This is a genomic window from Paraburkholderia sp. EG286A (assembly GCF_040965375.1).
Classification (GTDB): domain Bacteria; phylum Pseudomonadota; class Gammaproteobacteria; order Burkholderiales; family Burkholderiaceae; genus Paraburkholderia.
In genome coordinates, this window is record NZ_JBFRCB010000001.1 from 1450993 (window position 1) to 1476980 (window position 25988).

At 65.9% G+C, this 25988-nt stretch carries 23 protein-coding genes; 12 read left to right on the forward strand and 11 right to left on the reverse strand.

The genetic code is table 11. The annotated features are described in order from the left end of the window. Positions 1-47: 47 nt before the first annotated feature. From AB4Y35_RS06445 to AB4Y35_RS06455, 3 genes are all read right to left on the reverse strand, one after another. Positions 48-1382, reverse strand: coding sequence for a multidrug efflux MFS transporter (locus tag AB4Y35_RS06445; RefSeq protein WP_368703772.1), 1335 nt, complete (start codon positions 1380-1382; stop codon positions 48-50). Positions 1383-1561: 179 nt separating this feature from the next. Continuing rightward, complete coding sequence (locus AB4Y35_RS06450; RefSeq protein WP_368686764.1) at positions 1562-1966, reverse strand: DUF302 domain-containing protein; 405 nt, start codon at positions 1964-1966, stop codon at positions 1562-1564. Positions 1967-2072: 106 nt separating this feature from the next. Beyond that, positions 2073-3524 carry an MFS transporter gene (locus AB4Y35_RS06455; RefSeq protein ID WP_368703773.1) on the reverse strand — a complete coding sequence of 484 codons (1452 nt, stop codon included), beginning with the start codon at positions 3522-3524 and terminating at the stop codon, positions 2073-2075. A gap of 142 nt (positions 3525-3666) precedes the next feature. On the opposite strand from AB4Y35_RS06455, the gene AB4Y35_RS06460 reads away from it, so the two are divergent. Next, positions 3667-4401 carry an ArsR/SmtB family transcription factor gene (locus AB4Y35_RS06460; protein ID WP_368686762.1) on the forward strand — a complete coding sequence of 245 codons (735 nt, stop codon included), beginning with the start codon at positions 3667-3669 and terminating at the stop codon, positions 4399-4401. 14 nt (positions 4402-4415) lie between these two features. Here AB4Y35_RS06460 and AB4Y35_RS06465 read toward each other — a convergent pair whose 3' ends face one another. Both AB4Y35_RS06465 and AB4Y35_RS06470 read right to left on the reverse strand, forming a co-directional pair. Then, on the reverse strand, positions 4416-5627 hold the full coding sequence (locus tag AB4Y35_RS06465) for a M20 aminoacylase family protein (RefSeq protein WP_368703774.1): 1212 nt from the start codon (positions 5625-5627) through the stop codon (positions 4416-4418). 58 nt (positions 5628-5685) lie between these two features. Next, positions 5686-6981, reverse strand: coding sequence for an MFS transporter (locus AB4Y35_RS06470; protein WP_368703775.1), 1296 nt, complete (start codon positions 6979-6981; stop codon positions 5686-5688). Positions 6982-7417: 436 nt separating this feature from the next. On the opposite strand from AB4Y35_RS06470, the gene AB4Y35_RS06475 reads away from it, so the two are divergent. From AB4Y35_RS06475 to AB4Y35_RS06505, 7 genes are all read left to right on the forward strand, one after another. After that, complete coding sequence (locus AB4Y35_RS06475; protein WP_368703776.1) at positions 7418-8269, forward strand: transporter substrate-binding domain-containing protein; 852 nt, start codon at positions 7418-7420, stop codon at positions 8267-8269. 71 nt (positions 8270-8340) lie between these two features. Beyond that, positions 8341-9072 (forward strand): ABC transporter permease, encoded by a 732-nt coding sequence (locus AB4Y35_RS06480; protein WP_069267091.1) that lies wholly within the window; start codon positions 8341-8343, stop codon positions 9070-9072. A gap of 17 nt (positions 9073-9089) precedes the next feature. Continuing rightward, positions 9090-9836, forward strand: coding sequence for an ABC transporter permease subunit (locus AB4Y35_RS06485; RefSeq protein ID WP_324159270.1), 747 nt, complete (start codon positions 9090-9092; stop codon positions 9834-9836). A 25-nt stretch (positions 9837-9861) separates the two neighbouring features. Next, positions 9862-10653, forward strand: coding sequence for an ABC transporter ATP-binding protein (locus AB4Y35_RS06490; protein ID WP_368703777.1), 792 nt, complete (start codon positions 9862-9864; stop codon positions 10651-10653). A 19-nt stretch (positions 10654-10672) separates the two neighbouring features. Continuing rightward, positions 10673-12286, forward strand: coding sequence for a histidine ammonia-lyase (gene hutH, locus AB4Y35_RS06495; protein ID WP_368703778.1), 1614 nt, complete (start codon positions 10673-10675; stop codon positions 12284-12286). 13 nt (positions 12287-12299) lie between these two features. Continuing rightward, positions 12300-13049, forward strand: coding sequence for a histidine utilization repressor (gene hutC / locus AB4Y35_RS06500; protein ID WP_368703779.1), 750 nt, complete (start codon positions 12300-12302; stop codon positions 13047-13049). Between the two features lie 100 nt (positions 13050-13149). Beyond that, complete coding sequence (locus AB4Y35_RS06505; protein ID WP_368703780.1) at positions 13150-14139, forward strand: LysR family transcriptional regulator; 990 nt, start codon at positions 13150-13152, stop codon at positions 14137-14139. Positions 14140-14174: 35 nt separating this feature from the next. Here AB4Y35_RS06505 and AB4Y35_RS06510 read toward each other — a convergent pair whose 3' ends face one another. Then, entirely contained in the window at positions 14175-15296 is a 1122-nt protein-coding gene (locus tag AB4Y35_RS06510; RefSeq protein ID WP_368703781.1) for a 4-hydroxyphenylpyruvate dioxygenase family protein, read from the reverse strand. 326 nt (positions 15297-15622) lie between these two features. On the opposite strand from AB4Y35_RS06510, the gene shiA reads away from it, so the two are divergent. Together shiA and AB4Y35_RS06520 are read left to right on the forward strand one after the other, a co-directional pair. After that, on the forward strand, positions 15623-16936 hold the full coding sequence (gene shiA, locus AB4Y35_RS06515; protein ID WP_368703782.1) for a shikimate transporter: 1314 nt from the start codon (positions 15623-15625) through the stop codon (positions 16934-16936). Positions 16937-17033: 97 nt separating this feature from the next. Continuing rightward, entirely contained in the window at positions 17034-17804 is a 771-nt protein-coding gene (locus AB4Y35_RS06520; RefSeq protein WP_133184545.1) for an IclR family transcriptional regulator C-terminal domain-containing protein, read from the forward strand. A gap of 20 nt (positions 17805-17824) precedes the next feature. Here the strand turns inward: AB4Y35_RS06520 and AB4Y35_RS06525 are convergent, their stop codons facing one another. The 4 genes from AB4Y35_RS06525 to AB4Y35_RS06540 all read right to left on the reverse strand — a co-directional run bounded on the left by AB4Y35_RS06525 (position 17825) and on the right by AB4Y35_RS06540 (position 22189). Continuing rightward, a complete protein-coding gene (locus AB4Y35_RS06525; protein ID WP_368703783.1) occupies positions 17825-18676 on the reverse strand; it encodes a mechanosensitive ion channel family protein in 852 nt (283 codons plus the stop codon). 188 nt (positions 18677-18864) lie between these two features. Beyond that, positions 18865-20217: an arginine deiminase gene (gene arcA, locus AB4Y35_RS06530; RefSeq protein ID WP_368703784.1), complete on the reverse strand. Its 1353-nt coding sequence runs from the start codon at positions 20215-20217 to the stop codon at positions 18865-18867. Between the two features lie 21 nt (positions 20218-20238). Beyond that, positions 20239-21663 carry a basic amino acid/polyamine antiporter gene (locus AB4Y35_RS06535; protein ID WP_368703785.1) on the reverse strand — a complete coding sequence of 475 codons (1425 nt, stop codon included), beginning with the start codon at positions 21661-21663 and terminating at the stop codon, positions 20239-20241. A gap of 64 nt (positions 21664-21727) precedes the next feature. Next, positions 21728-22189 carry a hypothetical protein gene (locus AB4Y35_RS06540; RefSeq protein ID WP_368703786.1) on the reverse strand — a complete coding sequence of 154 codons (462 nt, stop codon included), beginning with the start codon at positions 22187-22189 and terminating at the stop codon, positions 21728-21730. 295 nt (positions 22190-22484) lie between these two features. Here AB4Y35_RS06540 and AB4Y35_RS06545 point away from each other — a divergent pair, with 295 nt between their 5' ends. Together AB4Y35_RS06545 and AB4Y35_RS06550 are read left to right on the forward strand one after the other, a co-directional pair. Then, a complete protein-coding gene (locus tag AB4Y35_RS06545) occupies positions 22485-23900 on the forward strand; it encodes a basic amino acid/polyamine antiporter (RefSeq protein ID WP_368703787.1) in 1416 nt (471 codons plus the stop codon). Between the two features lie 89 nt (positions 23901-23989). Continuing rightward, positions 23990-24946, forward strand: a complete 957-nt coding sequence (locus tag AB4Y35_RS06550; RefSeq protein ID WP_368703788.1) for a cation diffusion facilitator family transporter — start codon at positions 23990-23992, stop codon at positions 24944-24946. A gap of 98 nt (positions 24947-25044) precedes the next feature. On the opposite strand, the gene AB4Y35_RS06555 is transcribed toward AB4Y35_RS06550, so the two are convergent. Then, positions 25045-25827 (reverse strand): hypothetical protein, encoded by a 783-nt coding sequence (locus tag AB4Y35_RS06555; protein WP_368703871.1) that lies wholly within the window; start codon positions 25825-25827, stop codon positions 25045-25047. Positions 25828-25988 lie beyond the last annotated feature (161 nt).

The following is a 25988-nucleotide window of genomic DNA, read 5'->3' on the forward strand; positions in this document are numbered from 1 at the left end:
CCTCGCCTCTCACACTTTCAACGCCTGCGCGCGGGCGGGCCGCCGCTTTATGCGCGCCGGGCGAAACCCACCGCGCGCCACGTAAACAGCGCCCCCGCCAGCATCAGCAGGCTCGTGCCGAGGAACACGGCGCGCATGCCCAGATGCCCGCCGACGAAGCCGCCGATCAGCGGCCCGAGCACCTGCCCCGCGAATTGCGCCGAGACCGAATAGCCGAGCACGCTGCCCGCGGCATGATCCGGCGCGTTGTGACGAATCACCGTCGCGATGCACGGCAGCAGCGCCGCGAGCGACACGCCCATGAGTAAGCGCAGCACGACGAGTTGCCAGCCCGCCGTGACGAACGCCTGCGGCACGAGTAGCACCGCCGAGGCCGCCAGCGCCACGACAATCACTTTCGCGTGCCCTGCACGGTCCGCCACGCGCCCAAGCCGCGAAGCGGCGACGATGCTGCCGAGCGCCGCCGCCGACATCGCGAGGCCCGCGACGAACGTCACGCGCGCGGGGTCCTGCACGAGCGTCGCCACGTACACGGTGATGATGGGTTCGATCGACATGTTGGCGAGCATCAGCAGCATGCCCGTCACGAGCATGGCGACGATCGGGCGCTTGTCGGGCAGCGCCGACCAGCCGCCCTTGTGCGCCGCATGCGCTACGCGCGCGGGACGCGGCGCTTCCTTCACGAACACGCAGGTCGCGATGAAGGCCGCGAAGATCGTTGCGCCCGCCACCCAGAACGTGGCGCGCAGGCCGATGAGCGGCGGCAGCGTGCCGCCCAGCAACGGCCCGATCAGATTGCCGGCCATGATGCCCGACGACAGCACGCCGAGCGCCCACGCCGAACGGTGACGCGGCGTTTGCGTGGCGACGAGGATGGTCGAGCCCGACGAATAGCCGCCCGCGAAACCCGCGAGCAAACGCAGCGCGACGAGCTGCCAGATATTGCGCGACATGCCGATGAGCGACATCGTGACCGCCATGCCGAGGCTCGCACGCACGAGCATGGGCTTGCGGCCGTAGCGGTCGCCGAGGCGCCCCCACACGGGAGCGACGAGCGCCGCCGTGAAGAACGTCGCGCTGTACGCAATGCCCGACCACTGCACGATCGCCGCGTGGCCGCGCACGCCCAGTTCCTCCACGTAGAGCGGCAGAAACGGCAGCATCAGCGTCATGGCGACGAGCGTCGTGAACGAGCCCACCACGCAGACCGCGAGATTGCGCCGCCAGTGTTGCTCGACTTCGGCGTCGTGCGGGTTTTGGGGTGGTGGTTGCTGCGTGCCGGAAGCGGCAGGCGAAGCCGTGGATGAAGCAGTGGAAGTCGAGTCGGACGCCCCGGCGCGATCGCGTGGCGGATCGTCGGGGTCTTCTGCGCGGGAGGTCATCGGCGGATCGAGGCAGCGGCGGGCGACGCGCTTCACCCGCTTGCCAGGCGAAGTCGCAAGGCACCTACGTTAAGCGAAGCGCGCCGCGCGTGTCAATTTTTTAAGCGTCCGCCGAAGATGGGCGCTCAGGCGCCGGCCTGCCGAAGGGACTGGCATGAGGCGCGCCGTTCGTTTGCCGCTTATTGCACCGCCGTCTGCAGCAGCCCCACCACGCGCTGCAGCGGCACGAGCACTTCGGCGTCGATGCCATAGAGCGGGCCGAGCGTCTGCGAGACGTCGCGATAGTCGAGCCGCGTGTGCCCTTCGTTGTCTTCCCAGATCACCATGCGCAGCGGCAACTCCACCGCCGCGTGCGGGTTGGCCGCCATGACGGGCGTCCCCGCCTTCGGATTGCCGAACAGGATGAGGCGCGTGCGGCGCAGGCTGAGCCCGGCGGTCTCGGCGGCTTCGCGCTGGTCGACGTCGGCGAAGATATCCGCACCCGCCTTGGCCAGCGCGGTCTTCAGGCGCGCGATCGTCGTGTCGAAGTCGTGGGCGCTCTTGAGCGCCAGCACGGACGAGGGATGTTGCCCGTATTCGGCCATGACAGACTCCTCCTATGGCGCACGGCCCGCGCGAATGCGCGATGCATGCAACGGCACTTTATCCCAGAATGCACGGCGGATGATCCAGGGCGCGCGCGGGCAGGCGTCAGGCGCACGGCTTGCCGGCACGCGTCTTCTTCGTGCCATGCGACCGGGCGCCGTGCGCCGCCTGGTGCGACCACGCACGCCACCACGCCCATGCCGCGCCTGCCGAGAGCACGGCGGCAATCAGCAGATTCACACGCATGCCCGCGCCGATCGATGCGCGCCCCGCGATCATGGCGCCCGCCACGGCCACGCCGAGCGCCGCGCCGGTCTGCCGGGCGGCGTTGAGTAGGCCAGCGGCGATGCCCGCGCGGCCCTGATCGACCGTCGCCATGAGCGCCGCCGTGGCCGCCGGCGTAATCAGGCTCGCGGCGAAACCGATGGCCGGCAGCGGCAAGGCCAGCAAGTCGTAGCGCGCCGTCGCGCCGCACGCCGCCGCGCCGAGATAGCCCGCCGCCGCGAGCAGGCAGGCGAGCGCGACGAGCGCGCGCGGTCCGAGCCACGCCACCGCGCGCCGCGACAGCAGACTGCCGAGCGGTACCACCACGGTGAGCGGCAGGAAGGCGAGGCCCGCGCGCAACGGCGCGTAGCCGCGCTCCTGCTGGAGATAAAGGCTGAGCCCGAACAGCAGACCGTAGAACGTGAACGCCGAAATCATCGAGACCAGCACGGCCGCGCTGAACACGCGCTCATGGAAGAAGCCGAGCGGCAGCATCGGCTGCGCGCGATGCTTTTCTAGCGCGACGAAGACGATCGCCGCCCCACCCGCCAGCACGAGACCGCCCACGACGAGCGGCGCGCGCCAGCCGTGCCCGGGCGCCTCGATGATGGCGGCATTGAGCAGCGCCAGCGCCGCGATGGCCGCGGCCTGGCCCGCCAGATCGAGCCGGCGCGGCGCGCCCGGGCGCGGCTGCGGCGCCACGCGCGCAGCCATGACGATGCCCGCGAGGCACACCGGCACGTTGAGCAGAAAGATGCTGCGCCAGCCGACGAGCCCGATCAGCACGCCGCCCAGCAACGGGCCCGCCGCCATCGCGACGCCGCCGAGCCCGGCCCACACGCCGAAGGCGGCGGCCCGCTCGCGCGCGTCGGTGCACGCGCCGTTGATGAGCGCCATCGAGGCGGGCACGAGCAGGGCCGCGCCCATCCCCTGCAGCACGCGTCCGAGCGTGAGCAGCGCGAGGCTCGGCGCGGCGCCGCACAACACCGAGGCCGCGGTGAACACCGCGAGCCCGGCCATATAGACCTGGCGCGCGCCGAGCCGGTCGCCGAGCGTGCCGCCCGAAAGCAGCAGGCTCGCGAACGTGAGCGTATAGGCGTTCACGACCCATTGCAGGCCGGCCACGCCGCCCGCAAGACTCGCACCGATGCGCTCGAGCGCGACGTTGACGATCGAGGTGTCGAGGATCACCACGACATAACTGATGCTCGTGGCCCAGAGCACCCGGCGTTGCTGTGCGCGGCGGTGCGTCTCGTGCGTGTCGTGTATCTCGTGCGTCTCGTGCATTTGCATAGGCTCTCCCGCTACGCCGGCGCACCTTGGGCGCCGGTCACGAGCCCAGTATCGGTCGCACGGCAGTGCCGATGCTTCGATGCGTGTCGAAACATGCGATCCTGCTCGCGCGTTACGCTATGCCTATGTTTTGGAGAAACGCATGAATGGCACGAACACGCACCCGAGGGTGTCGGCCACGGCCTTCCTGATCGCCGACCCCGCGCGCGCCGCGATGCTGATGGCGCTCGCCGACGGCCGCGCGCTGCCCGCCGGCGAACTGGCTTACGCCGCCGGCGTGACCGCGCAAACTGCGAGCAGCCATCTGGCGAAGCTGCTGGACGGCGGGCTGCTCGCCGTGGAAAAGGAAGGCCGCCACCGCTACTACCGGCTCGCGGACGCCCAGGTCGCCAGCTTGCTCGAAAACCTCGCGACGGTCGGCGCGCGCGCGCCGGTGCGCCGCAAGCCGCTGGGCCGCGAGGCGCGGGACCTGCGCTTCGCGCGCTGCTGCTACGACCACCTCGCAGGCCAGGTCGGCGTGGCGATCACGGAGCGCCTCACGGATGCGGGGCTCATCACGGCGCAAGCGGACAAACGCTTCGCGGTGACGCCCGCGGGCGAGACATGGTTCGGCGAACTCGGGCTCGACGTCGCCGCGCTGAAACCGGGGCGCCACGGCATTGCGCGCCAATGCCTCGACTGGACCGAGCGCCAGCATCATCTGGCCGGGCCGCTCGGCGTGGCCTTGCTCGCGCTGCTGTGCGAACGCGGCTGGATGCGGCGCACGCGTGCGTCGCGCGCGGTGCAGGTCACGCCGCGCGGCTGGGTCGATCTGCGCGAGCGGCTGGGCCTGACGCCCGAACTGCTGGCCGCCCACGCAGATGATTCGAATGACTAACGAATTGCGCCTCGTCACGCGACGAGAAACCGCTGCGCGAGGCGCACCCAGCACGCCGCGCCGAGCGGCAGCACCTGGTCGTTGAAGTCGTAGCCGGGGTTGTGCACCATGCAGCCGCCGAACTCCCCTTCACCGTTGCCGAGCAGCAGGTAGCAACCGGGCACCGCATTGAGCATCCAGGCGAAGTCCTCGCTGCCGTTCAAGCCCTTGGGCGCCTGCATGACCACGTTGTCCTCGCCCACCAGCTCCGCGCAGACCTGCTGCGCGAGCGCGGTTTCTTGCGGCGTGTTGACCATCGGCGGCGTGAGCTGCCGGTAGTCGATCAGCGCCTCCACCCCGTGTGCCTGGGCGGTGAGCGCCACGATCTCGCGCACGCGCGCTTCCACGAGCGCCCGCGTTTCAGCGCGTGCAGCACGGATGTTCAGCCCGAGCGCGACCGTCTCCGGGATGACGTTGTGGGTCGCGCCGCCGCGAATGTAGCCCACGGACACCACCGCGGATTCGTCGGGCGCCACGTTGCGCGCGACGATGGTTTGCAGCGCCGTCACGAGCGCCGCCGCGGCCACGATGGGGTCCTTCACGCGGTGCGGCATCGCGCCGTGGCCGCCCACGCCCTTGAGCGTCACATCGGCCACATCCGACGACAGGCTCACCGACCCCGGCAGCACGCGAAACGTTCCGGCCGGCACGCCCGGCATGTTGTGCAGCGCATAGACCGCATCGCAGGGAAAGCGCTCGAACAGACCGTCTTCGATCATCGCCTTGGCGCCGCACAGGTTCTCTTCGTCGGGCTGGAAGATCAGGTTGAGCGTGCCGTCGAAATCGCGGCGCTCCGCCAGCGTTTTCGCGGCGGCGAGCAGGATGGCCGTGTGGCCGTCGTGGCCGCACGCGTGCATCTTGCCGGGCGTCTGGCTCGCGTACGGCAGACCCGTGTTTTCGACGATCGGCAGCGCGTCCATGTCGGCGCGAATGCCCAGGCGCCGCTTGCCGTCGCCCACCTTGAGCTGGCCCACCACGCCGCTCTTGCCGATGCCGGTATGCACTTCGTAGCCCCACTTCTCCAGCAGCATGGCGACGAGCTTCGCCGTGGCGCCCACTTCGAAACCTAGTTCGGGATGCGAATGAATCTGGCGGCGAATGTCGATGAAGGTCCCGGCGTCGATCTCGATCTCGGGCAGCAAGGTGGGCAGCAACTGGAACGGGGTGAGCGACGCTTCACGTTTCATGAGGACTCCGTTATTCGTATGATGGATCGAAAGGCGGAAAACTGCGCGCAACGCATCGTCAGCCGACGCGCTGCTCGCGAATCGCGCCGATGGCGCACAGCGAGATGAGCCCGCAAACGACGAGATAAACCGCGGGCGAAAGCGGATTGCCGGTCTTCGCGAGCAGCCACGTGACGACGAACTGCGAGCTGCCGCCGAACACCGTCACGCCCACGCTATAGATGACCGAAAGACCGCTTGCGCGCACGCTGGCGGGCAGCATTTCCATGAGCATCAGCAGCAGGGGGGTGGAGCCGAGATTCGCCGCGGCCGTGATCATGACCGAGAGCGCGAGCACGAGCGGCACGCTCGGCATGCGCGTCATCAGCCAGAACGCGGGCACGATGGCGACGATGTTGAAGAGCAGCGCACCGAGCACGAGCCGCTTGCGGCGCGCGAGGCGGTCGGCGAGACGCCCCGAGACGAGCGATGCGACCAGCATCGTGAAGCCCGTGGCGCAGCCCGACAGCAGCGAGAGCGAAGGCGGCATCTTGAGCACGCGGATCATGTAGGTCGGCATGAAGAACACCACGAGATACATGCCCACGGTGCCCGCCGTGATCGAGAGAATGCCGAGGCCCACCTTTGCGCCGTGCTCGCGCATGAGCGTGCCGAGCGGGCTGGGCGCGTCGGGCTCGGCCTCGTGCGTTTCGTCGAGCTTCGAGCGGATATAGAGGCCCACCGGCGCGATCAGCAGACCGCCCAGGAACGGCAGACGCCAGCCCCAGCTCTCCAGCGCCTGCGGCGAGAGCGTGGCGTAGAGCACCGCGCCCGTGAGCGCGCCGACGAGCGCCGAGATGCCCTGGCTGCCCAGTTGCCAGCTCACGCGAAAGCCGCGTTGCCCCACTTCGCCGGATTCCATCAGCATGGCCGTGGACGCGCCGATCTCGCCGCCGAGCGAGAAACCCTGCAGGAGCCGCCCCGCAAGGATCACGAGCGAGCCCAGCACGCCGGCCTGCGCATAGGTGGGCGCGAGCGAGATGCACAGCGTGCCCGCCACCATCAGCGCGATGGTCAGCGTCATGGCGGCCTTGCGCCCGCGCCGGTCGGCATAGCTGCCGATCACGAGGCCGCCCAGCGGCCGCATGACGAAACCGATGCCGAACGTCGCCACCGCGAGCAGCAGCGAGCCGTAAGGGCTGTCCGAGGGGAAAAAGAGCCGGCCGATCAGCAGCGCGAAAAAGCTGTAGACCGTGAAGTCGTACATTTCGAGCGCATTGCCGATCGAACACGCGGCAATCAGGCAGAACTGGCTCTGGCGAGTGGCCGCGGGCGGCGCAAGCGGGGCGGTGGCGCTGAGCGTGGCGTCATTCATGGCGGATCTCCGCGAGACGTGGAGCGGTGGGAACAGGAAGCGGCCGACCGATATTCAGGCAGGTCTTACTTTTGAAAGAAGTCACAAATATTCATCTTGATAACCGGATGGAATCGCAGTGACGCGCAACGGCCATCGAGCGATGGCCGCCATGGCGCGCCTCCTTTCCGTGACGATTCACAGCCCTCGACATGACTAGACAAATTAAAGAGGTACAACAATCACTACGACAGTGCATGCCGCAACGACGTCACGACTGGCCACAGGCATGGATTCATCGCCAATTCACGCCTCTTTACAGGGTTTTCCATGAGCCCGGATTTGTGAAATTCTCTTGCGCTCAAATTCTTTTCTCTCCATGCTTGTCTATGCAAGTCGCACGAACGCAAGAACGTCCCCACGGGTCCACGGTACCCACCGACAAAGGAGCATGGTCATGCAGGCGAAGTACACCCGGCTGGCAAAAGCGCTGATTGGCGCAGCACTCGGCGTCACGCTGCTTGGAAGCGGCAGTGCCGGCGCGAAGGAATGGAAAAGCGTGACGATCGCGCTCGACGGCAGCTATGCGCCGTGGAACCTGACACTGCCCGGCGGCAAGCTTGGCGGCTTCGAACCCGAACTCGTCGAAAACCTGTGTGCGCGCGCACAAATCCAGTGCAAGCTCGTCGCCCAGGACTGGGACGGCATGATTCCGGGCCTGCAGGCGGGCAAGTTCGATGTCCTGATGGATGCGATCTCGATCACGCCCGAGCGCGAGAAAATCATTGCGTTCTCGAAGCCCTATGCGGCCACCCCGGCCACCTTCGCCGTGTCCGATCCGAAGATCCTGCCCAAGGGCGGCCCGAACACGACGCCTCTGAAGCTCGACGCCGACTCGCGCAGCAACGCGCCCGCCATCGAGTCGATGCGCAAGGCGCTGAAGGGCAAGACGATCGGCATCCAGTCGGGCACGGTCTACACCGGCTTCATCAACGCGAACTTCAAGGACGTCGCGTCGGTGCGCGTGTACAAGACCGCGCCCGAGCGCGATCTCGATCTCACGAACGGCCGCATCGACGCCACGTTCGACGACGTGACCTACTACACCGCCAACGCCGACAAGTCGCCCGTCGTGATCGCCGGCACGATGATTGCCGGTCCGATCTGGGGACCGGGCGAAGGTCTCGCGTTCCGCAAACAGGACGCCGACCTGAAGGCGAAGTTCGACAGCGCGATCACGGCGGCACTTGCCGACGGCACCGTGAAGAAGCTCGCGCTGAAGTGGTTCAAGACCGACGTGACGCCGTAAGCGCCGCATCCTGGCCGCGCGCGCCGCGCCCGACGCGCGCCCTCGCTCCCCCATCCGCGTGGATCCCTGCCATGTCTCTGTTATCGCTATTCAACACACTCGGCCTCGGGCCGGACGGCTGGGGTAGCGTTCTGCTCCTCGGCGCGTTGATGACGGTCGTGCTCACGCTTGCCGCATTGGCAATCGGCGCCGTGTTCGGTGCACTCATCGCCGCCGCAAAACTCTCGCGCCTGCGCGTGCTGCGCGTGTTCGGCGACTTCTACACGACCGTCTTTCGCGGCGTGCCCGAATTGCTCGTCATCTATCTGTTCTACTTCGGCGGCTCTTCTCTGGTCACCACCGTCGGTCAGTGGTTCGGCGCCGATGGATTCGTCGGCGTGCCGCCCTTCGCCGTCGGCGCGTTCGCGGTCGGCATGATTTCGGGTGCCTATCAGGCCGAGGTCTATCGCGCAGCCGTGCTCGCCGTTGCACGCGGCGAACTCGAAGCCGCTCGCGCGATCGGCATGCCGACGCTCACGCTGTTTCGCCGCATTTTGATCCCGCAGGTGCTGCGCTACGCGCTGCCCGGCATCGGCAACGTCTGGCAATTGAGCCTCAAGGACTCCGCACTGATTTCGGTCACCGGGCTCGCCGAGTTGCTGCGGGCGAGCCAGATCGCAGCGGGCTCGACGCACCAGTACTTCCTCTTCTTCGTCGTCGGCGGTCTGCTCTATCTCGCCATGACGGGTGTGTCGAACCGTGTCTTCGGTCGCGCCGAAGCGGTCGTCGGCCGCTCGTTCAAGCGCAACTTTGCGCGCAACTGATCGGGGAGCGCACACTCATGAACATCGATTTCGCGTTCCTGCTCGACACGATGCGCCAGCTCATCGGCGCCGTGCCCACAACGCTCGGTCTTTTCTTCGCGTCGCTCGTGCTGGGCGGCTTGCTCTCGCTCGTGATCGTCACGATGCGCGTCTCGCCGCACTGGCTGCCGAACCGTTTTGCGCGCGCCTACATTCTCGTATTTCGCGGCTCGCCGCTGCTGATCCAGATGTTCCTCGTCTACTACGGCCTCGGGCAGTTCGGCGTGATTCGCGAAAGCTTCCTGTGGCCGGTGTTGCGCGAACCCTATGTCTGCGCGGTCCTGTCGCTCGCGTTGTGCACGGCGGGATACACGGCCGAGATCATCCGCGGCGGCCTCATGGCGGTGCCCGTCGGACAAATTGAAGCCGGCTACTCGATCGGCCTTTCCGGCTTCGCCCTGCTGCGCCGCGTGATCGGCCCGATCGCGCTGCGTCAGTGCCTGCCCGCGTATTCGACCGAAGCCGTGCTGCTCGTCAAGTCGACGGCGCTGGCAAGCCTCGTCACCGTTTGGGAAGTGACGGGGGTTGCGCAGCAGATCATTCAGCAGACCTATCGCACCACCGAGGTGTTTACGTGCGCGGCGCTGATCTACCTGTTCCTGAACTTCGTGGTCGTGCGCGTGATCGGCTTCCTCGAGCAACGGCTGTCGCGCCACCTGCGCGCGGCGCCGCCCGCCCCGCGCAAACCCGCCGCGCCGCTCGAAGCCACGCGTGCCGCGTCGTGACCCGCCGCCCTACCTGGAGAGATTGATGAATACGTCAGCACCCATTGCGCTGTCGGTGCGCAACATCCACAAATCGTTCGGTGACCATCACGTGCTCAAGGGCATTTCGCTCGACGCTCACGAGGGCGACGTCATTTCGATTCTCGGCGCGAGCGGCTCGGGCAAGAGCACGTTCCTGCGCTGCCTGAATCTGCTGGAGACGCCGGACGACGGCTCGGTCGCGCTCGCAGGCGAGGAACTCAAGATGAAGCGCCGCAGCGACGGCAAGCTGCAACCGGGCGACCGCCGTCAGGTCGACCGCGTGCGCTCGCTGCTCGGCATGGTGTTTCAGAACTTCAACCTGTGGTCGCACATGACCGTGCTGGAGAACCTGATCGAAGGCCCCATGCGCGTGCTCAAGCGCAGCCGCGCCGAGTCGGTCGAAGAAGCCGAGGCGCTGCTCGCCAAGGTCGGCCTTGCCGACAAGCGCGGCCACTACCCTGCACACCTGTCGGGCGGCCAGCAGCAGCGCGTGGCGATTGCGCGCGCGCTCGCGATGCATCCGAAGGTGATGCTGTTCGACGAGCCGACCTCGGCGCTCGACCCCGAGCTGGTCGGCGAAGTGCTGCGCGTGATGCGCACGCTCGCCGACGAAGGCCGCACGATGCTCGTCGTCACGCACGAGATGGGCTTCGCGCGCCATGTTTCGAATCGCGTGATGTTCCTGCACCAGGGCCAGGTGGATTCGGATGGCACGCCAGACGAGGTATTCGGCGAACTGAAGTCGGACCGCTTCCGCCAGTTCGTGTCGAGCCACCAGGATCGCAACGCTCACTAAACCCGCACCACGCACTCCCATGGCCATCACCCGTACCCAGAATCCACTCGACTGGCGCGCGATCGCTAGCGTCGCCGCAGGCCAGCCGCTGATCCTCGGCGCCGATGCGCAGGCGAACATTCGCAGCGCCCGTGTGCTCGTCGAACAGATCGTCGCGCGCAGCATCCGTGCGTATGGCGTGAACACGGGCGTGGGCGCGCTGTGCGATGTGATCGTCTCGCAAGACGAACAGCACGACCTGTCGCACAACATCCTCATGAGCCACGCAGTGGGCGTGGGCGAGCCGCTAGGCGCAGACGAGACGCGCGCGATCATGGCTGCGGCCATCAACAACTTCGCGCATGGACACTCGGGTGTGCGCCTCGAAGTCGTCGAGCGCCTTGCCACGCTGCTGGAGGCGAATTGCCTTCCGGAGGTGCCCGCGTTCGGTTCCGTCGGCTATCTGAGCCATATGGCGCACATCGCGCTCGTTTGTGTGGGCGCGGGCCATGTGCGCTGGAACGGCGAGCGCCTCAGCGGCGCGCAAGCCCTGCAGCGGCTCGGCCTGCAGCCCCTGTCGCTCGGCGCGAAGGAGGGCTTGAGCCTCGTGAATGGCACGCCGTGCGTGACCGGGCTCGCGGCGCTCGCGCTTCACCGCGCGGAGCGCCTGCTCGACTGGGCCGACGTCGTGGCCGCAATGAGCTTCGAGAATCTGGGCGGCCAGATCGCGGCGTTCGACACCCGTTCGCTCGCGTTTCGTGTGTCGCCGGGCCTCGCCTGCGTGGGCGAGCGTCTGCGCGCGGCGCTCGCCGGTAGCGCGCTGCTCGAGATCTCGCTCGGGCGGCGCACCCAGGACCCGCTCAGCGTCCGCACGATTCCGCACGTGCACGGCGCCGCGCGAGACACGTTCGCGGCAACGGCCGAAGTCGTGAACCGCGAGCTGGCCTCGGTGACCGACAACCCGATCGTGGCCGGCACGCCGGAGTCGCCCCAGGTGTACTCGCAGGCGCATGCGGTCGGCGCCTCGATCGCGCTCGCCATGGACAGTCTCGCTACCGCGATTGCACAGGTCGCGGCGATGGCCGAACGCCGCCTCGACCGCCTGGTCAACCCGCTCGTGAGCGGCCTCCCCGCCTTCCTCGCGCACGCATGCGGCACGCGTTCGGGCTTCATGATTGCGCAGTACACCGCCGCGTCGCTGGTCGCGCAGAACCGCCGTGAAGCCGCTCCCGCGAGTCTCGACGGCGGCGTGACATCGGGGCTGCAGGAAGACCATTTGTGCCATGCGACGCCGGCCGCGCTGAAGGCGCTCGCGGTCATCGAGAACAGCAACCGCATTCTCGGCATCGAACTGCTCGCTGCGGCACAAGCCTACGATCTGCAGCCGCTCGACGCGGCGCGCGCGCCCTATACGGACGCGCTCTACGCCAGCGTGCGCGCCACGCTGCCGACCTATCGCGACGACCGCCCGCTCTCCGACGACATGACTTTCGCGTTTCGCCTCGTTGCCGACGCCGCCCCGCCGCCGCTTCCCGGCCCGGCATGTGACGGCGCCGGGACCGTCTCGCGGGAAACGGAGCCAGACATGCCGCCAATCGCACGCAATATGGCGGCCCCGGCGAGCAGCGCGGTTCCCGGCACTGTCGGCGTCTGAAGCGAGGTCAGGGATGAACGCGCCATCTTCGCTGATCGACAACTCGACGCAATCCGCGACAGCGCACAAGGTCGCTCCAGCGTATGAGCAGATCAAGCGCTACGTGCTCGATCGAATCACGGACGGGACCTGGAAGCCGGGTGAGGCCATTCCGTCGGAGACGGAGCTCGTCAAGGAATTCGGCGTCGCGCGCATGACCGTGTCGCGCGCGCTGCGCGAACTGTCGGCCGAGCATGTGCTCAGACGCGTTCAGGGCGCGGGAACATTCGTCGCCTCGCGCGACGTCGAATCGACCGTCCTCGAGGTTCGCAACATTGCCGACGAAATCGCCGCGCGGGGTCACCGGCACAGCGCGCGGGTGCTGACGCTGGGCGCCAGCTCGAACGATCAGGCGATGGCCGCACTCGAGCTCGGCTGCGGTTCCGTGTTCCATTCGCGTATCGTCCACTACGAGGAAGACGAAGCGATTCTGTACGAGGACCGCTACGTGAACCCCCATGTGTTTCCGGGTTATCTCGAGCAGGACTTCACACGGGAAACACCGAATCACTACATGATGCGGCTCGCGCCGGTTCAACGGGCGGAGTTCCGCATCTACGCGCAAAAACCGGATGCGGACATACGACGCCATCTTTCGATGAATATTGGCGAGCCCTGCCTGCTGATGTGGCGGCGTACGTGGGTCGGCAGCGCCGTGGCGACCGCCGTCGAGCTTTGGCATCCCTCATCGCGTTTTCATCTGGTCGGCAAAGTATCGACATAGCACCGGGTGCACCGCGCCCCGATCCTCGCCGCGTTGCGCAACGTTTAGAATCTCCACCGATCGGAGACCATTGGAGCGCCACGCGCGGGGAGCCTCACAGATGAAACTGCACCAGTTGCGCGTCCTGCTCGCGCTCGCGCAGCACGGCAGCATGCACGAGGCATCGCGCAGCCTGCACATCTCGCAGCCGGCACTTTCCAAGGCGGTGGCGGAGCTGGAGCGCGAACTGGGCGTGACGCTCATGTCGCGCTCGGTGCGCGGCGTGAGCCTGACGAATTACGGGCGCGCGCTCGCCAAGCGCGCGAGCGTGGTCGAACAGGAGTTGCGCCACGCGCTGGAAGATATCGAAGGCATGCGCGGCCATGCCGAGGCGCAATTGAACATCGGTTTTTCCGCCGTCGCATCGAGCGGGCCGCTGCCCGAGTCGATCGCGGCGTTTCGCGCGCGCTTTCCGGGCGTGGCGGTGCATGCCTATGAAATGCGGCCGCAGCAGATACTCGAAGGGTTGCGCGAAGGCCGCCTCGACCTCGCGCTCATCTCGACGAACAGCGGCCCCGGCACGAGCGCGTTTCAGTGGGAGCCGCTTTTCTCGGTGGGCATGGTGCTCGCCACGCGCCCCGGCCATCCGCTTGCACACACGACGCGCCTGCGCGACCTGCTCGAAGCCGACTGGCTCACGCTCGACCCGCTCGACGATCCCGGCTGCCCGCTCGCGAGCCTCATGCGCCTGAATCGACTCGAGATGCCCAAGCGCATCGTGCACAGCGTGTCGAACCTGCTCGGCCTGCAGCTCGCGACCTGCACGGACGTGATCAGCATGTGGTCGGACTTCGTCTTCTACGGCATGAGCGGGCCGCTCGTCCTCAGGCGCGACGCGTTGCACACGCTGCCCATTCGCGACGAGCTGCCCGACTTCCACGTGTTCATGGTGTACCGGTCCACGGACCTGATGACGCAGGTGTGCACCGAGTTCAGCAAGGAGGTGCGCCATCGCTGCCGCACGATGGTCTCGCCGCGCGCCGCCGCGCTCGCCACAGCGCGTACCCGCAAAACAACGGGCGCAGCCGCGAAGTCACGTGTGGAACGCTGACGTCGCGGACTGCGGGATTTAGCCTTCGTGTTGTTCTACGCTTTGGCCGGCTTCGCGCCCGCCTCGCGCGCCCGCGCGAGCACGTCGAGATTGCCCTCGCCGAAACCGTGGTGGCCGCTGCGCTGCACGACTTCGAAAAAGATCTCGCCGGGATGGCGTTTGACGAAGGTCTGGAAAAAGAGCCGCGGCACGCCGTCTTCGCCAATCTCGCCATCGATCAGCACATGGCGCTTGCGCAGCGCTTCCAGGTCCACGCCGTGGCCGGGCAAACGCGCATCCACGGTGTCGTAGTAAGCGGGCGGCGGTTCGACGAACTCCACGCCATTGGCCTTGAGCGCATCGACGCTCGCGAGGATGTCGTTGCTCGCAAGCGCGATGTGCTGCACGCCTTCGCCGGGATGCTCGGGCAGATAGTCGTGCAATAGCTGCGTGCGCCGCGTGCCTTCCTCATAAACAGGAATGCGCAGTTCGCCATCGGGCGACACCATCACGCGGGACTCCTCGGATACATGCCAGTTCGCGTTGATTTCGTGGATCTCGCGGAAATGCAGCAGGTCGCGATAGAAGTCGAGCCATTCCGCAATGCGCCCCGCTCCCACCGTCTGCGTGAGGTGGTCGACGCGCCTGAGGCCGGTGCCGCCGTGATCGAGATCGGTATGCGCCGTGGCGACGTCGATGGGCCGGAAGTCGATGTCGAAGATCGAAATGTCGCCCACGCCGCCGCGCTGGCCGCCACGGCCGCGCCAGCGGTCGATGAAATAGAGGTGGGAATCGCCAATGCCCTGGATCGCCGGAATGTGCAGCTCCGCAGGCCCGAGGCGCTCGCCTTCGAACGCCCATGCGCCGAGCGAGATGGCGTGCTCGAAGGCGCGCCTCGCATTGTCGACGCGCACGCCGATCGCGCAGATGCCCATGCCGTACTCCTGCGCGTAGCGCGCGGCGAACGAGTCGGGCTCGGCGTTCAGCAGGAAGTTCATCCCGCCCTGGCGGTAGAGCGTGACCGCCTTGCTCACGTGGCGCGCGATCGCCTTGAAGCCGAACTGCTCGAAACGGCGGCCGAGGTCGGCGGGCTCGGGCGCGGCGAACTCGACGAACTCGAGACCGGCCATGCCGAGCGGGTTGTCCGCCTGCGGCGGAGGATTAGCGGGGCTGGACATGCAATGGGCTCCTGACGCAAGCGCTGAAACGGACACTTCGCTGCCCCCGTCGCAGACTGCGGCGACGCGAATCTGGCAAATGAGGCAGGCCGATTTTAACCAGTTCGTTCATTTAGACGAAGACCGCCGTGCGCGGGCGGTCCACGCGCCATCTCGGTGCAAACCCGCAAAACGTTCGATAATCGCACGCAGTTGGGCGATAATCGCGCAAAACGGCGCCGCCACGCATTGCCGGACCGCGCGCGCCGCCCTATGCTGCGTCTCACGTTTGGCGCATATCGTGAATACCGCAGCATGGCACATGCGCAACAGTCTGGAGACAACTGATGACCCCAAGCCTCGACACCACCGGCTCGCCCGACGCCGCCCCTCTCGCGCCGTCGCGCAGCCAGGCCCGCAAGGCGGCGCTGGGCAGCTTCGTCGGCGCGGTCGTCGACTGGTACGACTTCCTGCTCTACGGCATCGTCGCCGCGCTGGTGTTCAACGTGGCGTTCTTCCCGCAGGTCGGCAGGACCATGGGCACGCTCGCCGCGTTCGCGACTTTCGGCGTGGGCTTCCTGTTTCGGCCGCTCGGCGGCGTCGTGTTCGGCCACTTCGGCGACCGGCTCGGCCGCAAGCGCATGCTCGTGCTGACCGTCATGATGATGGGCCTGTCCACCGTGGCCATCGGTCTCTTGCCGACCTTTGCGACCATCGGCTGGTGGGCGCCCGTGCTGCTCGTCACGATGCGCGCGCTGCAAGGCTTCGCCGTGGGTGGCGAATGGGGCGGCGCCGCGCTGATGGCCGTGGAAAGCGCGCCGCGCGGCAAGAAGGCGTTCTATAGCAGCGGCGTGCAGGTGGGCTACGGCGTGGGCCTCGTGCTCGCCACCGGCCTCGTGGCGCTCCTGAGCCACCTGCTCGGCGACGCGGCGTTCCGCGCGTGGGGCTGGCGCCTGCCGTTCCTCTTCAGCGTGGTGCTGGTGCTCGTGGGCCTGTGGGTGCGCTCGAGCATGGACGAGTCGCGCGAGTTCGTCGAGAAGGTCGAGCACGGCCATCGCAAGCTCAAGATGCCGGTGCTCGAAGCGCTCACGCGCCACCCGAAAGCCTTCCTGTATATCGTCGCGCTGCGCCTGGCCGAACTCTTCACGATGTATATCGTGACCGCCTTCGCGCTGAGCTATTCGACCAGCAACCTCGGCATGTCGCGCGATCTCTTTCTCGGCATCGGCCTGTTCGTCGGCGCGCTGTCCTGCGTGACGATCCCCTGCTTCGCGTGGCTCGCCGATCGCCTCGGGCTGCGCCGCATCTATCTGATCGGCGCGTTCATCGGCCTCTTGAGCGCCGTGCCGTTCTTCCTCGCGCTCGAAGCGCGCGCCACGCTCTGGATCGTGATCTTCTCCGTGATGCTCGCGAACATCGCCCACGACATGGTCGTGAGCGTGCAGCAGCCGCTCTTCACCGAGCTGTTCGGCGCCGAGTACCGCTACAGCGGCGCGGGCGTGGGCTACCAGTTCGCGAGCGTGGTGGGCGGCGGCTTCACACCGTTCATCGCCGTGGCGCTCGTGGGCTTTGGCGGCGGTTCGTGGCACCTCGTCGCCGCGTACCTCGCGATTGGCTGCCTGATCTCGCTGATCGTGGCGGCACGCATGAAGCCCGAGTGAGCAAGCGCCGATCGTTCGCTCGCAAGCCGCAGGCGTTTCGCGCCTGCGGCTTTTTCCATTCTTCGAGCCACCCCGCAGCACAGGGTCTTGCACGCCGATGAAGAAACCGCCACTGGACCGGCGCGACTGGATCGCCGGGCTCGAAAAAGGCCTCGCGATTCTCGAAGCCTTCGACAGCGAGCACGCGCGTATGACGCCCACCCAGGCGGCCGAGCGCACGGGCCTCTCGCGCACCGCGGCGCGCCGTTATCTGCTCACGCTCGAATCGCTGGGCTATGTGTACACGGACGGCCGGCTGTACGGCCTCACGCCGCGCGTGCTGCGCGTGGGCTGGTCCTATTTCGATTCGGCGCGACTGCCGCGCACCGTGCAGCCCTATCTGCAGCAGCTGAGTGCGACGCTCAACGAATCGGCCTATGTGAGCGTGCTCGATGGCTGGGACCTCGTCGTGATCGCGCGCAATGGCGTGTCGCGCGTGATGACGACGGGCTTCGTGCTCGGCGCGCGCGTGCCCGCGCCGCTCATCTCGCCGGGCGTGGTGCTGCTCGCGCACGAGGCCGACCAGGACGCGGTGTCAGCGTGGCTCGATACGGTCGAGCTGTCGCCCTTCACGCCACATACCATCACGAGCGGCGCGCGCCTGCGCGAGAAAATCGGGCGCGCCCGTGTGGACGGCTACGCGCTCATCGAGCAGCAGTTGCAGGTGGGCGTGCGCGGCATTGCCGTGCCGCTCAGGAATCGCAACGGCGAGGTGGTCGCCGCACTCAGCACCAACATGCCGATGGGCGAAGAAAGCCCCGAGGCCGCTCTCCAGCGCGTCCTGCCGCACCTGCAGGAAAGCGCGCTCGCCATGCTCAACGTGCTTTAACGCGGTGTTCGAACCACGGCTCACGAGCGTGTGAGCGCTGCATGATCACCCGTCATGCGCGCGCTGCCCGCGACGGCGAGTCCCGCTGTGGCGAGCGTTTCGCGCGCATGCCCGCGTAGATCGTCGACGGCATATTGCGCATCGGCGTTGCGCACCCATGCGCGCACCAGCAGGCGCGCGCCGCCGCCGGACGGGTAGCAGTCCACGGCGACCGTCGGCGCGAGCGTCGTACCGCTCTGCACACGTGGTTCGGCTGAAACCATCTCCTTGAGCTTGTCGATGGCCGCGTCCACCTGGTCGCGCCGCGCGAGATCGACCGTGACGTCGATACGCTGCGTGCCGCCGCTGCTGTAGTTGATGACGGGATTGCTCCAGATCTGGCTGTTCGGCACGAAGACGACATTGCCGTCGCCGCGCTCGATGCGCGTGGTGAACAGCCCCACCTCGCACACGATGCCCGCCGCCGCGCCGCTGCCTTCGATCACGTCGCCCGCGCGAAACGGGCGCAGCATCAGCAGCATGATGCCGGCGGCGATGTTTTGCAGCGTGCCTTGCAGTGCCAGGCCGATGGCGAGACCGGCGGCGCCCAGCGCGGCGAGGACGCTAGCCGTGGCGATGCCCACCTCGCTGAGCGCGGCGACGAGCGCAATCACCCGCACGGTCCACGCCGCCATGCCCGCGAGCATCGGCGCGAGCGTGGGATCGGCGTGCGAGTGCGCCAGCATGCTCGCGAACACGTGCGCCACGCGATTGGAAACCCACCAGCCGACCACCAGTATCAGCACGGCGACGATCACATTCATGACGTCGTGCGTCATCGTGGCGAGCAGCGAGGGCTGCAGATGGAAAAGGCGGTTGAGGAAATCGTCCATGATCGGGGATCAGATGGTTGCGATGGGGGCGAGGTGCGCGCATGGCGCACCCCACAGGACCCAGCAGCAGTCTGCATGCCCGTAAGCTTTGAAAGCCTCGGCTTCGCAACCCTTATCGATCCGGCACCATTGCGGCGCGGCCGGGCCGCCATTGCTTGCGCCCGCAACGATCTCCTCGCCCTGCGACGCTAGAAGTCCACCGCATCGCGAATGATCGGGCACGTCATGCAATGGCCGCCGCCGCGCCCGCGCCCCAGCTCCGCGCCCACGATGGTCACGACCTCGATGCCGGCCTTGCGCAGCAGCGTGTTCGTATAGGTGTTGCGGTCGTAAGCGAACACCACGCCGGGCGAGGTGCACACGAGGTTCGCGCCGCTGTCCCACTGCGTGCGTTCGCGCTGGTAGTCGTTGCCGCCCGCTTCCACCACGCGCATTTTCTTGATGCCGAGCGCCGCGCTCACCACCTCGACAAAGGACTTTTTCTCCTGACGCAGCTCCACACCCGCCGGTTGATCGCTGGGCCGGTACGTGAAGGTGCGGGTCTGCGCGAGGAAATCCGGCGCGATCAGCACGCAGTCGCGATCGGCGAACGTGAAGACCGTATCGAGGTGCATGGCCGCGCGAATTTTCGGCATCGCCGCCACGATCACCTGCTCGGCGGCACCCTTCTTGAACAGCGTGGCGGCGAGCTGGCTGATCGCCTGGCGCGAGGTGCGCTCGCTCATGCCGATCAGCACGGTCTTGTTGCCGATGGGCATGACATCGCCGCCTTCGAGCGTCGCCATGCCGTGATCCTGCGTGGGGTCGCCCCACCACACGTTGACCTTGCCCGCGAAGTCCGGATGAAACTGGTAAATCGCCGCGGCAAGAATCGTTTCCTCGTGCCGCGCGGGCCAGTACAGGGGATTGAGCGTCACGCCGCCGTAAATCCAGCAGGTGGTGTCGCGCGTGTAGATCGTGTTCGGCAGCGGCGGCAGCAGATATTCGGTGGATCCGGCCGCTTCGCGCACGACCTTGAGCGCCGCGCCGCCATGCGATTCGGGGAAATCGTGGATCGACAGGCCGCCAAGCAAGGTCTCGGCCAGCTTGCGATCGTCGAGCCCTTCCAGGTAGCTGCGCAGTTCGTCGATGAACCCCAGCCCGACCTGGTTCGGCACGATCTGATTGTCGAGAATCCACTTCTTGCCTTCGGGCACGGCAACGGTTTCGGCGAGCAGGTTGTGCATTTCCACGACTTCGACGCCGCGGTCGCGCATCTTCGTGACGAAGTCGAAATGATCACGCTTCGCGTTGTCGACCCACAGCACGTCGTCGAACAGCAGCTCGTCGCAATTGCTCGGCGTGAGACGCGAGTGCGCCATGCCGGGCGCGCACACCATCACCTTGCGCAGTTGCCCGACCTCCGAGTACACGCCGAGCGGGCGCTCGTCCTTCGCCTTTGTCTTGCCGCCCTTCGCGGCTTTCTCCGCCTTTTCTGCCTTCTCTACCTTCTCTGCCTTTGCGCCCTTGTCACTCTTGCCACCGCCCTTCGCCTTGGACATATCGATCTCCGCTCGTTCTCGTTAGACCGCCATACTGCCCGTGGCCAGCGCAACGACGCCTACGATGGCCGCTACGGCCGCCACGATGAAAATGACCCAGTCGCTCGTGCGCTGGAAAACCTTCAGCTTGCGCTCGCGCCGCGCGAGGAAATACAGCACCGTGCCCGGCGCGTAAAGAATCGCCGACAGCAGGATGAACTTGAGACCGCCGGCAACGATCATGAACAACGTGTAGATCACGGCGACCGAGGCCAGCACGAGATCGCGCTTGCGCTCTTCTGGCCGCACCTCGTAGCTCTCGCCGCGGTTCGAGACCATGAACCCGTAGGCGGCGACGAACAGATACGGAATCAGCGACATCGAACTCGTGAGGTTGAGCATCAGCGAGAACGCATCGCGCGAAAAATACGTGCTCGCGACCAGCAACTGCACGACGATGTTGGTGATCCAGAGCGCGTTGGCCGGCACGTTGTTGGCGTTCTCGCGCGCGAAAATGGCCGGCATGTCCTGATTGCGCGCCGCCGCGAACATCACCTCGGCGCAGATCAGCGACCACGCCAGATACGCGCCCAGCACGGAAACGATCAGGCCGATACTCACGAAGATCCCGCCCCACGGACCGACCACGCTTTCGAGCACGGCCGCCATGGAGGGCTGGCGCATGCCCGCCACGTCCCCGCGCGGCAGTACGGCGAAAGGCAGCATGGAAACGAGCACCATGAGCGTGGTCACGCCGGCGAAGCCGAAGATCGTTGCACGCCCCACGTCCGTGCGTTCCTTCGCATAGCGCGAATACACGCTCGCGCCTTCGATGCCGATGAACACGAACACGGTCACGAACATCGTCGCGCGAATCTGCTGGATGAGGCCGCCCTCCTGCGCCGCGGACTGAATGTTCAGATGGAAGGTCCCGTATTTGAAGACGAACAGAAGGATGACGATAAACACCACGATCGGAATGACCTTGGCGAAGGTCACGATGGTGTTGATGAACGCGGCCTGCTTCACGCCGCGCAGAATGAGAAAGTGAAACAGCCAGATGCCGATCGAAGCGACGACGATGGCCGTGACCGTATTGCCATCGCCGAAAATCGGGAAAAACGCGCCCAGTGTGGACTTGATCAGCACCCAGTACGAAACGTTGCCGATGCAACTGCCGATCCAGTAACCGAACGCCGACAGGAAGCCGGGGTAATCGCCAAAGCCCTCTTTGGCATAGACGAACACACCGGCGTCGAGTTTCGGCTTGCGCTCCGCGAGCGCCTGAAACACGCGCGCGAGCGTGTACATGCCCACGCCCGCCACGAGCCACGCAATCGCCGCACCGACCGGCCCCGTTGCATTGGCGAAGGTGCGCGGCAGAGAAAAGATCCCGGCGCCCACCATGCCCCCGACTACCATCGCGGTCAACTGCACGCGACTCATCTTCTGCTCGGTATCGGCCATCGGTTTCCTCGCTTTTTGTTCGGGACTTCGCTTTATCGACAGACCAGCCACACCTGCGTTCACTTCATCGGGTCACGCGTACCGAGTTGTTGCCCATCAGCACACGCACACGATCACCGGGGACGAACTGCTGATCCGCGTCCTGCACCACCGACATCAGTTGTCCCGAATCCAGACGCACGACGATTTCAAGGCCTTGCCTCTGCGTGACGCGCTGCTCCACGGCGTTGCCTGCCGCGCCGCCCAGCACCGCGCCGCCGATGCCCGCTGCAACGGCGCCCGTGCCGCGCCCGATGTTGCTGCCTGCCGCGATGCCGCCTAGCGCGCCACCGGTGATCGCGCCGATGCCCGTTGGGCCCGGCTGAATCGTGACGGCCCGCACGGTTTCGACGGTACCCAGTTCGATCACGAACACCTGCTGAGCCTGCGCCGGCGTGAAGACCGAGCCGGAAGTCGGCGCCTCGCAACCGGTAAGCGCAACCGAGACAGCCACGGAGCCAAGAAGTGTTGCAGCGAGATATCGCATGACATTCCCCCCTTAATGCGGCGCATTGCGGATTCGCCAATTCATTCGGCCTGTTTGCTAACGATTCCACGTAAAGTCATTAGCGAACATTTAGCCAAAATGTACCCGGTGAATTGCCTTTTTCCATCCATCCTCCGGACACCTGACGAACATTATGGAATACGATTCGCACATGATGTATTCAACGTGACATTCGTTCGAGAATCGTTCAGCAATTCAATGTGGCGCGCATTTTTTATCCGCGATTTCCCGCGCTCGCATTACGACCGGTCAAAGATCAGAAAAAGGCTCGAACATGAAATCGACGGATGACCAGAAATTGTCGCTGCCGGTCCTGACCGCCATGGTCGTGGGCTCCATGGTCGGCGCCGGCATCTATTCGCTGCCGCGCAACTTCGCGCTCGAAGCAGGCCCCACGGCCGCCATCATCTCATGGTGCATTGCGGGAGGCGGCATGTATATGCTGGCCCGCGTCTTCCAGCTTCTCGCCGAAATCCGGCCCGACCTCGACTCCGGCATCTTTGCCTATGCACGTGACGGCTTCGGCGGCTACGCCGGCTTTCTCTCCGCGTTCGGCTACTGGATGGCCGGTTGCTTCGGCAATGTCTCTTATTGGGTGCTGATCAAATCCACGCTCGGCGCATTCGTGCCGGCATTTGGAAACGGCAATACGCCGATTGCCATTGCAGTTTCGTCGGTCGGCATATGGGCGTTTCACTGGATGCTGCTGCGCGGCATTCAGCAGGCCACGCTCATCAATGCGATTCTTACTGTCGTCAAGATTCTGCCCATTTTTGTTTTTATCGGCATTTTGAGCGTCTATGCGAGCGCGGAGCCATTCACGGACAATCTCGCGGAAAGCGCTCGAGGGCTTGCCCCGCAGGTCAAAGGGACCATGCTCGTGACGGTATTCGTGTTTCTCGGCATTGAAGGCGCAAGCGTCTATTCGCGCTACGCGAAAAAGCGCTCGGACGTGGGCGCCGCCACGATACTCGGCTTCGCCTTCGTGCTGTTGCTGCTCGTGCTCGTGACGCTGCTGCCCTACGCGCATCTCTCGCGCGTGGATATCGCCGTCATGCGGCAACCCTCAATGGCGTCGGTGCTTGGCGCCGTGATCGGCTCGCCTGGCGTCGTGTTCATCGGCGGTGCGCTCATCGTCTCCGTTCTCGGCGCCTACCTCGCATGGTCGCTGATCTGCGCGGAAGTGCTGTTTGCGAGCGCGAAGGCGGACGCCATGCCAGCCATTTTCGCGCGCCGCAATGCGCGGCAGCTTCCCACCGCCGCGATCTGGCTCACGAGCGGCGTGGTACAGGCCTTCGTCATCAGCACCTACTGGTCCACCGACGCCTTCTCGCTCATGCTGCGCCTCACGAGCGCGATGGCGCTCATCCCCTACTTTTTCGTGGCGACCTTCGGGCTCAAGGCCATCCGCGCACTGCCGCAATCGGCCATGAGCGCGCGAACGCGCACGCTGCGCTATGCCACAGCGGGCATCGCCACGATTTATACACTGTTCCTGCTTTACGCTTGCGGGCTGGAGCTGCTCGTCATGTCCGCACTGCTTTATGGACCCGGCAGCCTGCTGTACATGTGGGCGCAGCGCGAGCGTGGCGAGGCGCTATTTTCCCGGCCCGAGTGGTGCGCGTTTCTCGTGGTGATGGGCGGCGGACTCGTCGCGATCGTCGGGCTGAGCACCTCGGCGTGGCGTTAGCCGCGCGCCACTGCGCCTGCCCGCATCCATCGGCCTCGTGACTGCGCTCGCCGCCATCCAAACGCTCCAAAGTTCGACAGCGAGGAACCATGCCTATCAGCTACGCGCTCCGCAAGGCGCGGCTCGCAGCGGTCGAGCAGCGCACGATGAAGGTTTCCATTTACGTCGTGTGCCTTGGTTTCGCGGCCAACGTCGGCTATGGCTTCTTCGTGCAATCCGATACGCTGCTGCTCACCGCCATTTTCTATCTGCTCAATCTCGTGAGTTCCGCGCTTGGATTGCTCGTGGCCACCGTGGTGAGCCGGCCCGCGACGACTCGTTTCGAATATGGGTATTGGTTCCTCGAGCCGCTCGTGAACGGCATAAACGGGCTCATGATGCTGCTCGTTTGCGTATATGGCTTCGTGAACGGGATTGAGGGGATACGTTCGGGCGGCCACGTGGTGAATGCGCAAGGCGTCATGCTGATCAGCGCCGCGAGTTGCGTGATCAGCTTTGCCATGGTGGTCTATAAAAAACGCGCGGCCGCGCAGATCAATTCCAAGCTGCTCAAAACCGACGGCTGGAAATGGATCATGAAATTCTCGTTCAGCGCAGCCACACTGCTCGGCTTTTTCGTGTATTCGATATTGCCCGAAAGCTTTCACTATCTATGGGCGCGCTATGTCGACAGTGCAATGACCGCGGGGCTCTCACTGATATTTCTCTCTGCGCCAGTGAAGATCGTGAGCACGAGCTTTGCAGAATTGCTGCACATGAGCCCCGCAGAGAACAATCCGCGTTCGGAGATCGAGATGGCGCTTTCGAAGCTCGAACGCGAACTTGGCATCCTGCGCCATCACACACACGTCATCCAGGCGGGCCGGCGCAATTTTGTCGAAGTCAGCGTGCTCGTCGGCGCTACGTCCACGCTAAGCGATCTCGCCTCGCAGGACGAATTGCGCGAACGCATCTGGGAAACGCTCAGCGCGAATCCGCTGGAAAACCGGCTCATTGTGCAGATTACCGCGGACCCGCGCTGGGAAGACGGACGCCAGCCTGGATAACGCGCGCCTCACCAGAGCGCGCTCGAAGAAGGCGAGAATTCCAGCGGCGTGTCCGGCTCCATCCTGGCGGCCACCGGAAACGGTGTCATCCGAACACGTCAGCGCGGCGACCGGGAATGGTCGATCGCTGCCGGCTGCGGTGGAACCGTGCCGACAGCAAAGCGCGGTGCCGCGTTCGCCACCAGAATCAGGGCGGCACCGGCCAGGCCGCTCGATACGTGCTTCAGCGCATGCCCCGCGATCACATGGCGAGTGAGTTCCCACACCTGCCAGTCAAGGCTCTCAAAGAGCTTGGCCATCCCGTAGAAAACGATCACCATCGTCCAGCCGAATACGCTGTCCACCTTGCGTGTGAGCGTCAAGCCGACGATGAACATGAGCCCGCCAAACTGCAGGATCGCGTACGGCCACAGGCTGTTGATTGCGAGCCAGTACTCGATCGTGCCTAGCGATACGGCAACCAGGATTAGCAACGGTACCCAGCCCACGCGCTGCCCGGTGTTCGACGTCCAGAGCATCGCCAGTATGCCGGCGAAGACGATCGTCATCGGCAGGCGGTCCCAGACGAGCGTCGCGTCGGAAGGTGCCCAGTGATAGTAGGCCGACCCGATTGCGGTTAGCACGAGCCCGAATCCGGCGACTACCATGCCGGGGAATTTTGGCGGCTGCCGCGACGCATTTCGTTTCGCCCAACCGAGGCAGGCGATCCCTGCCGCCAGAATGACGAGATTCGACAGCACGTCCGCGGCATGCGGTATCAAGCCCAGCGCGCGTTGGTCCGCGAAGTGGTGATACGACGCCGGCTGCGCCAGCGGCCATAACAACTGCAACACCGTGCCCACCACGAAGAGCATGATGCTGCCAAGCAGCAATCGGGTCATGTTCACGGTGCTCGTCTCCGGGTATGACGTAACACTCAACAGGCGCTGGTGCTGCACAGGTACGTCTGGCCGGCAGGTGGCCGCGGCGGCCCCATGCGAGCTTGCGCACCCTGCCCGTATCATCGGACAAACCAGGCTCGGTAACAAGGTTGGCTCGGTGT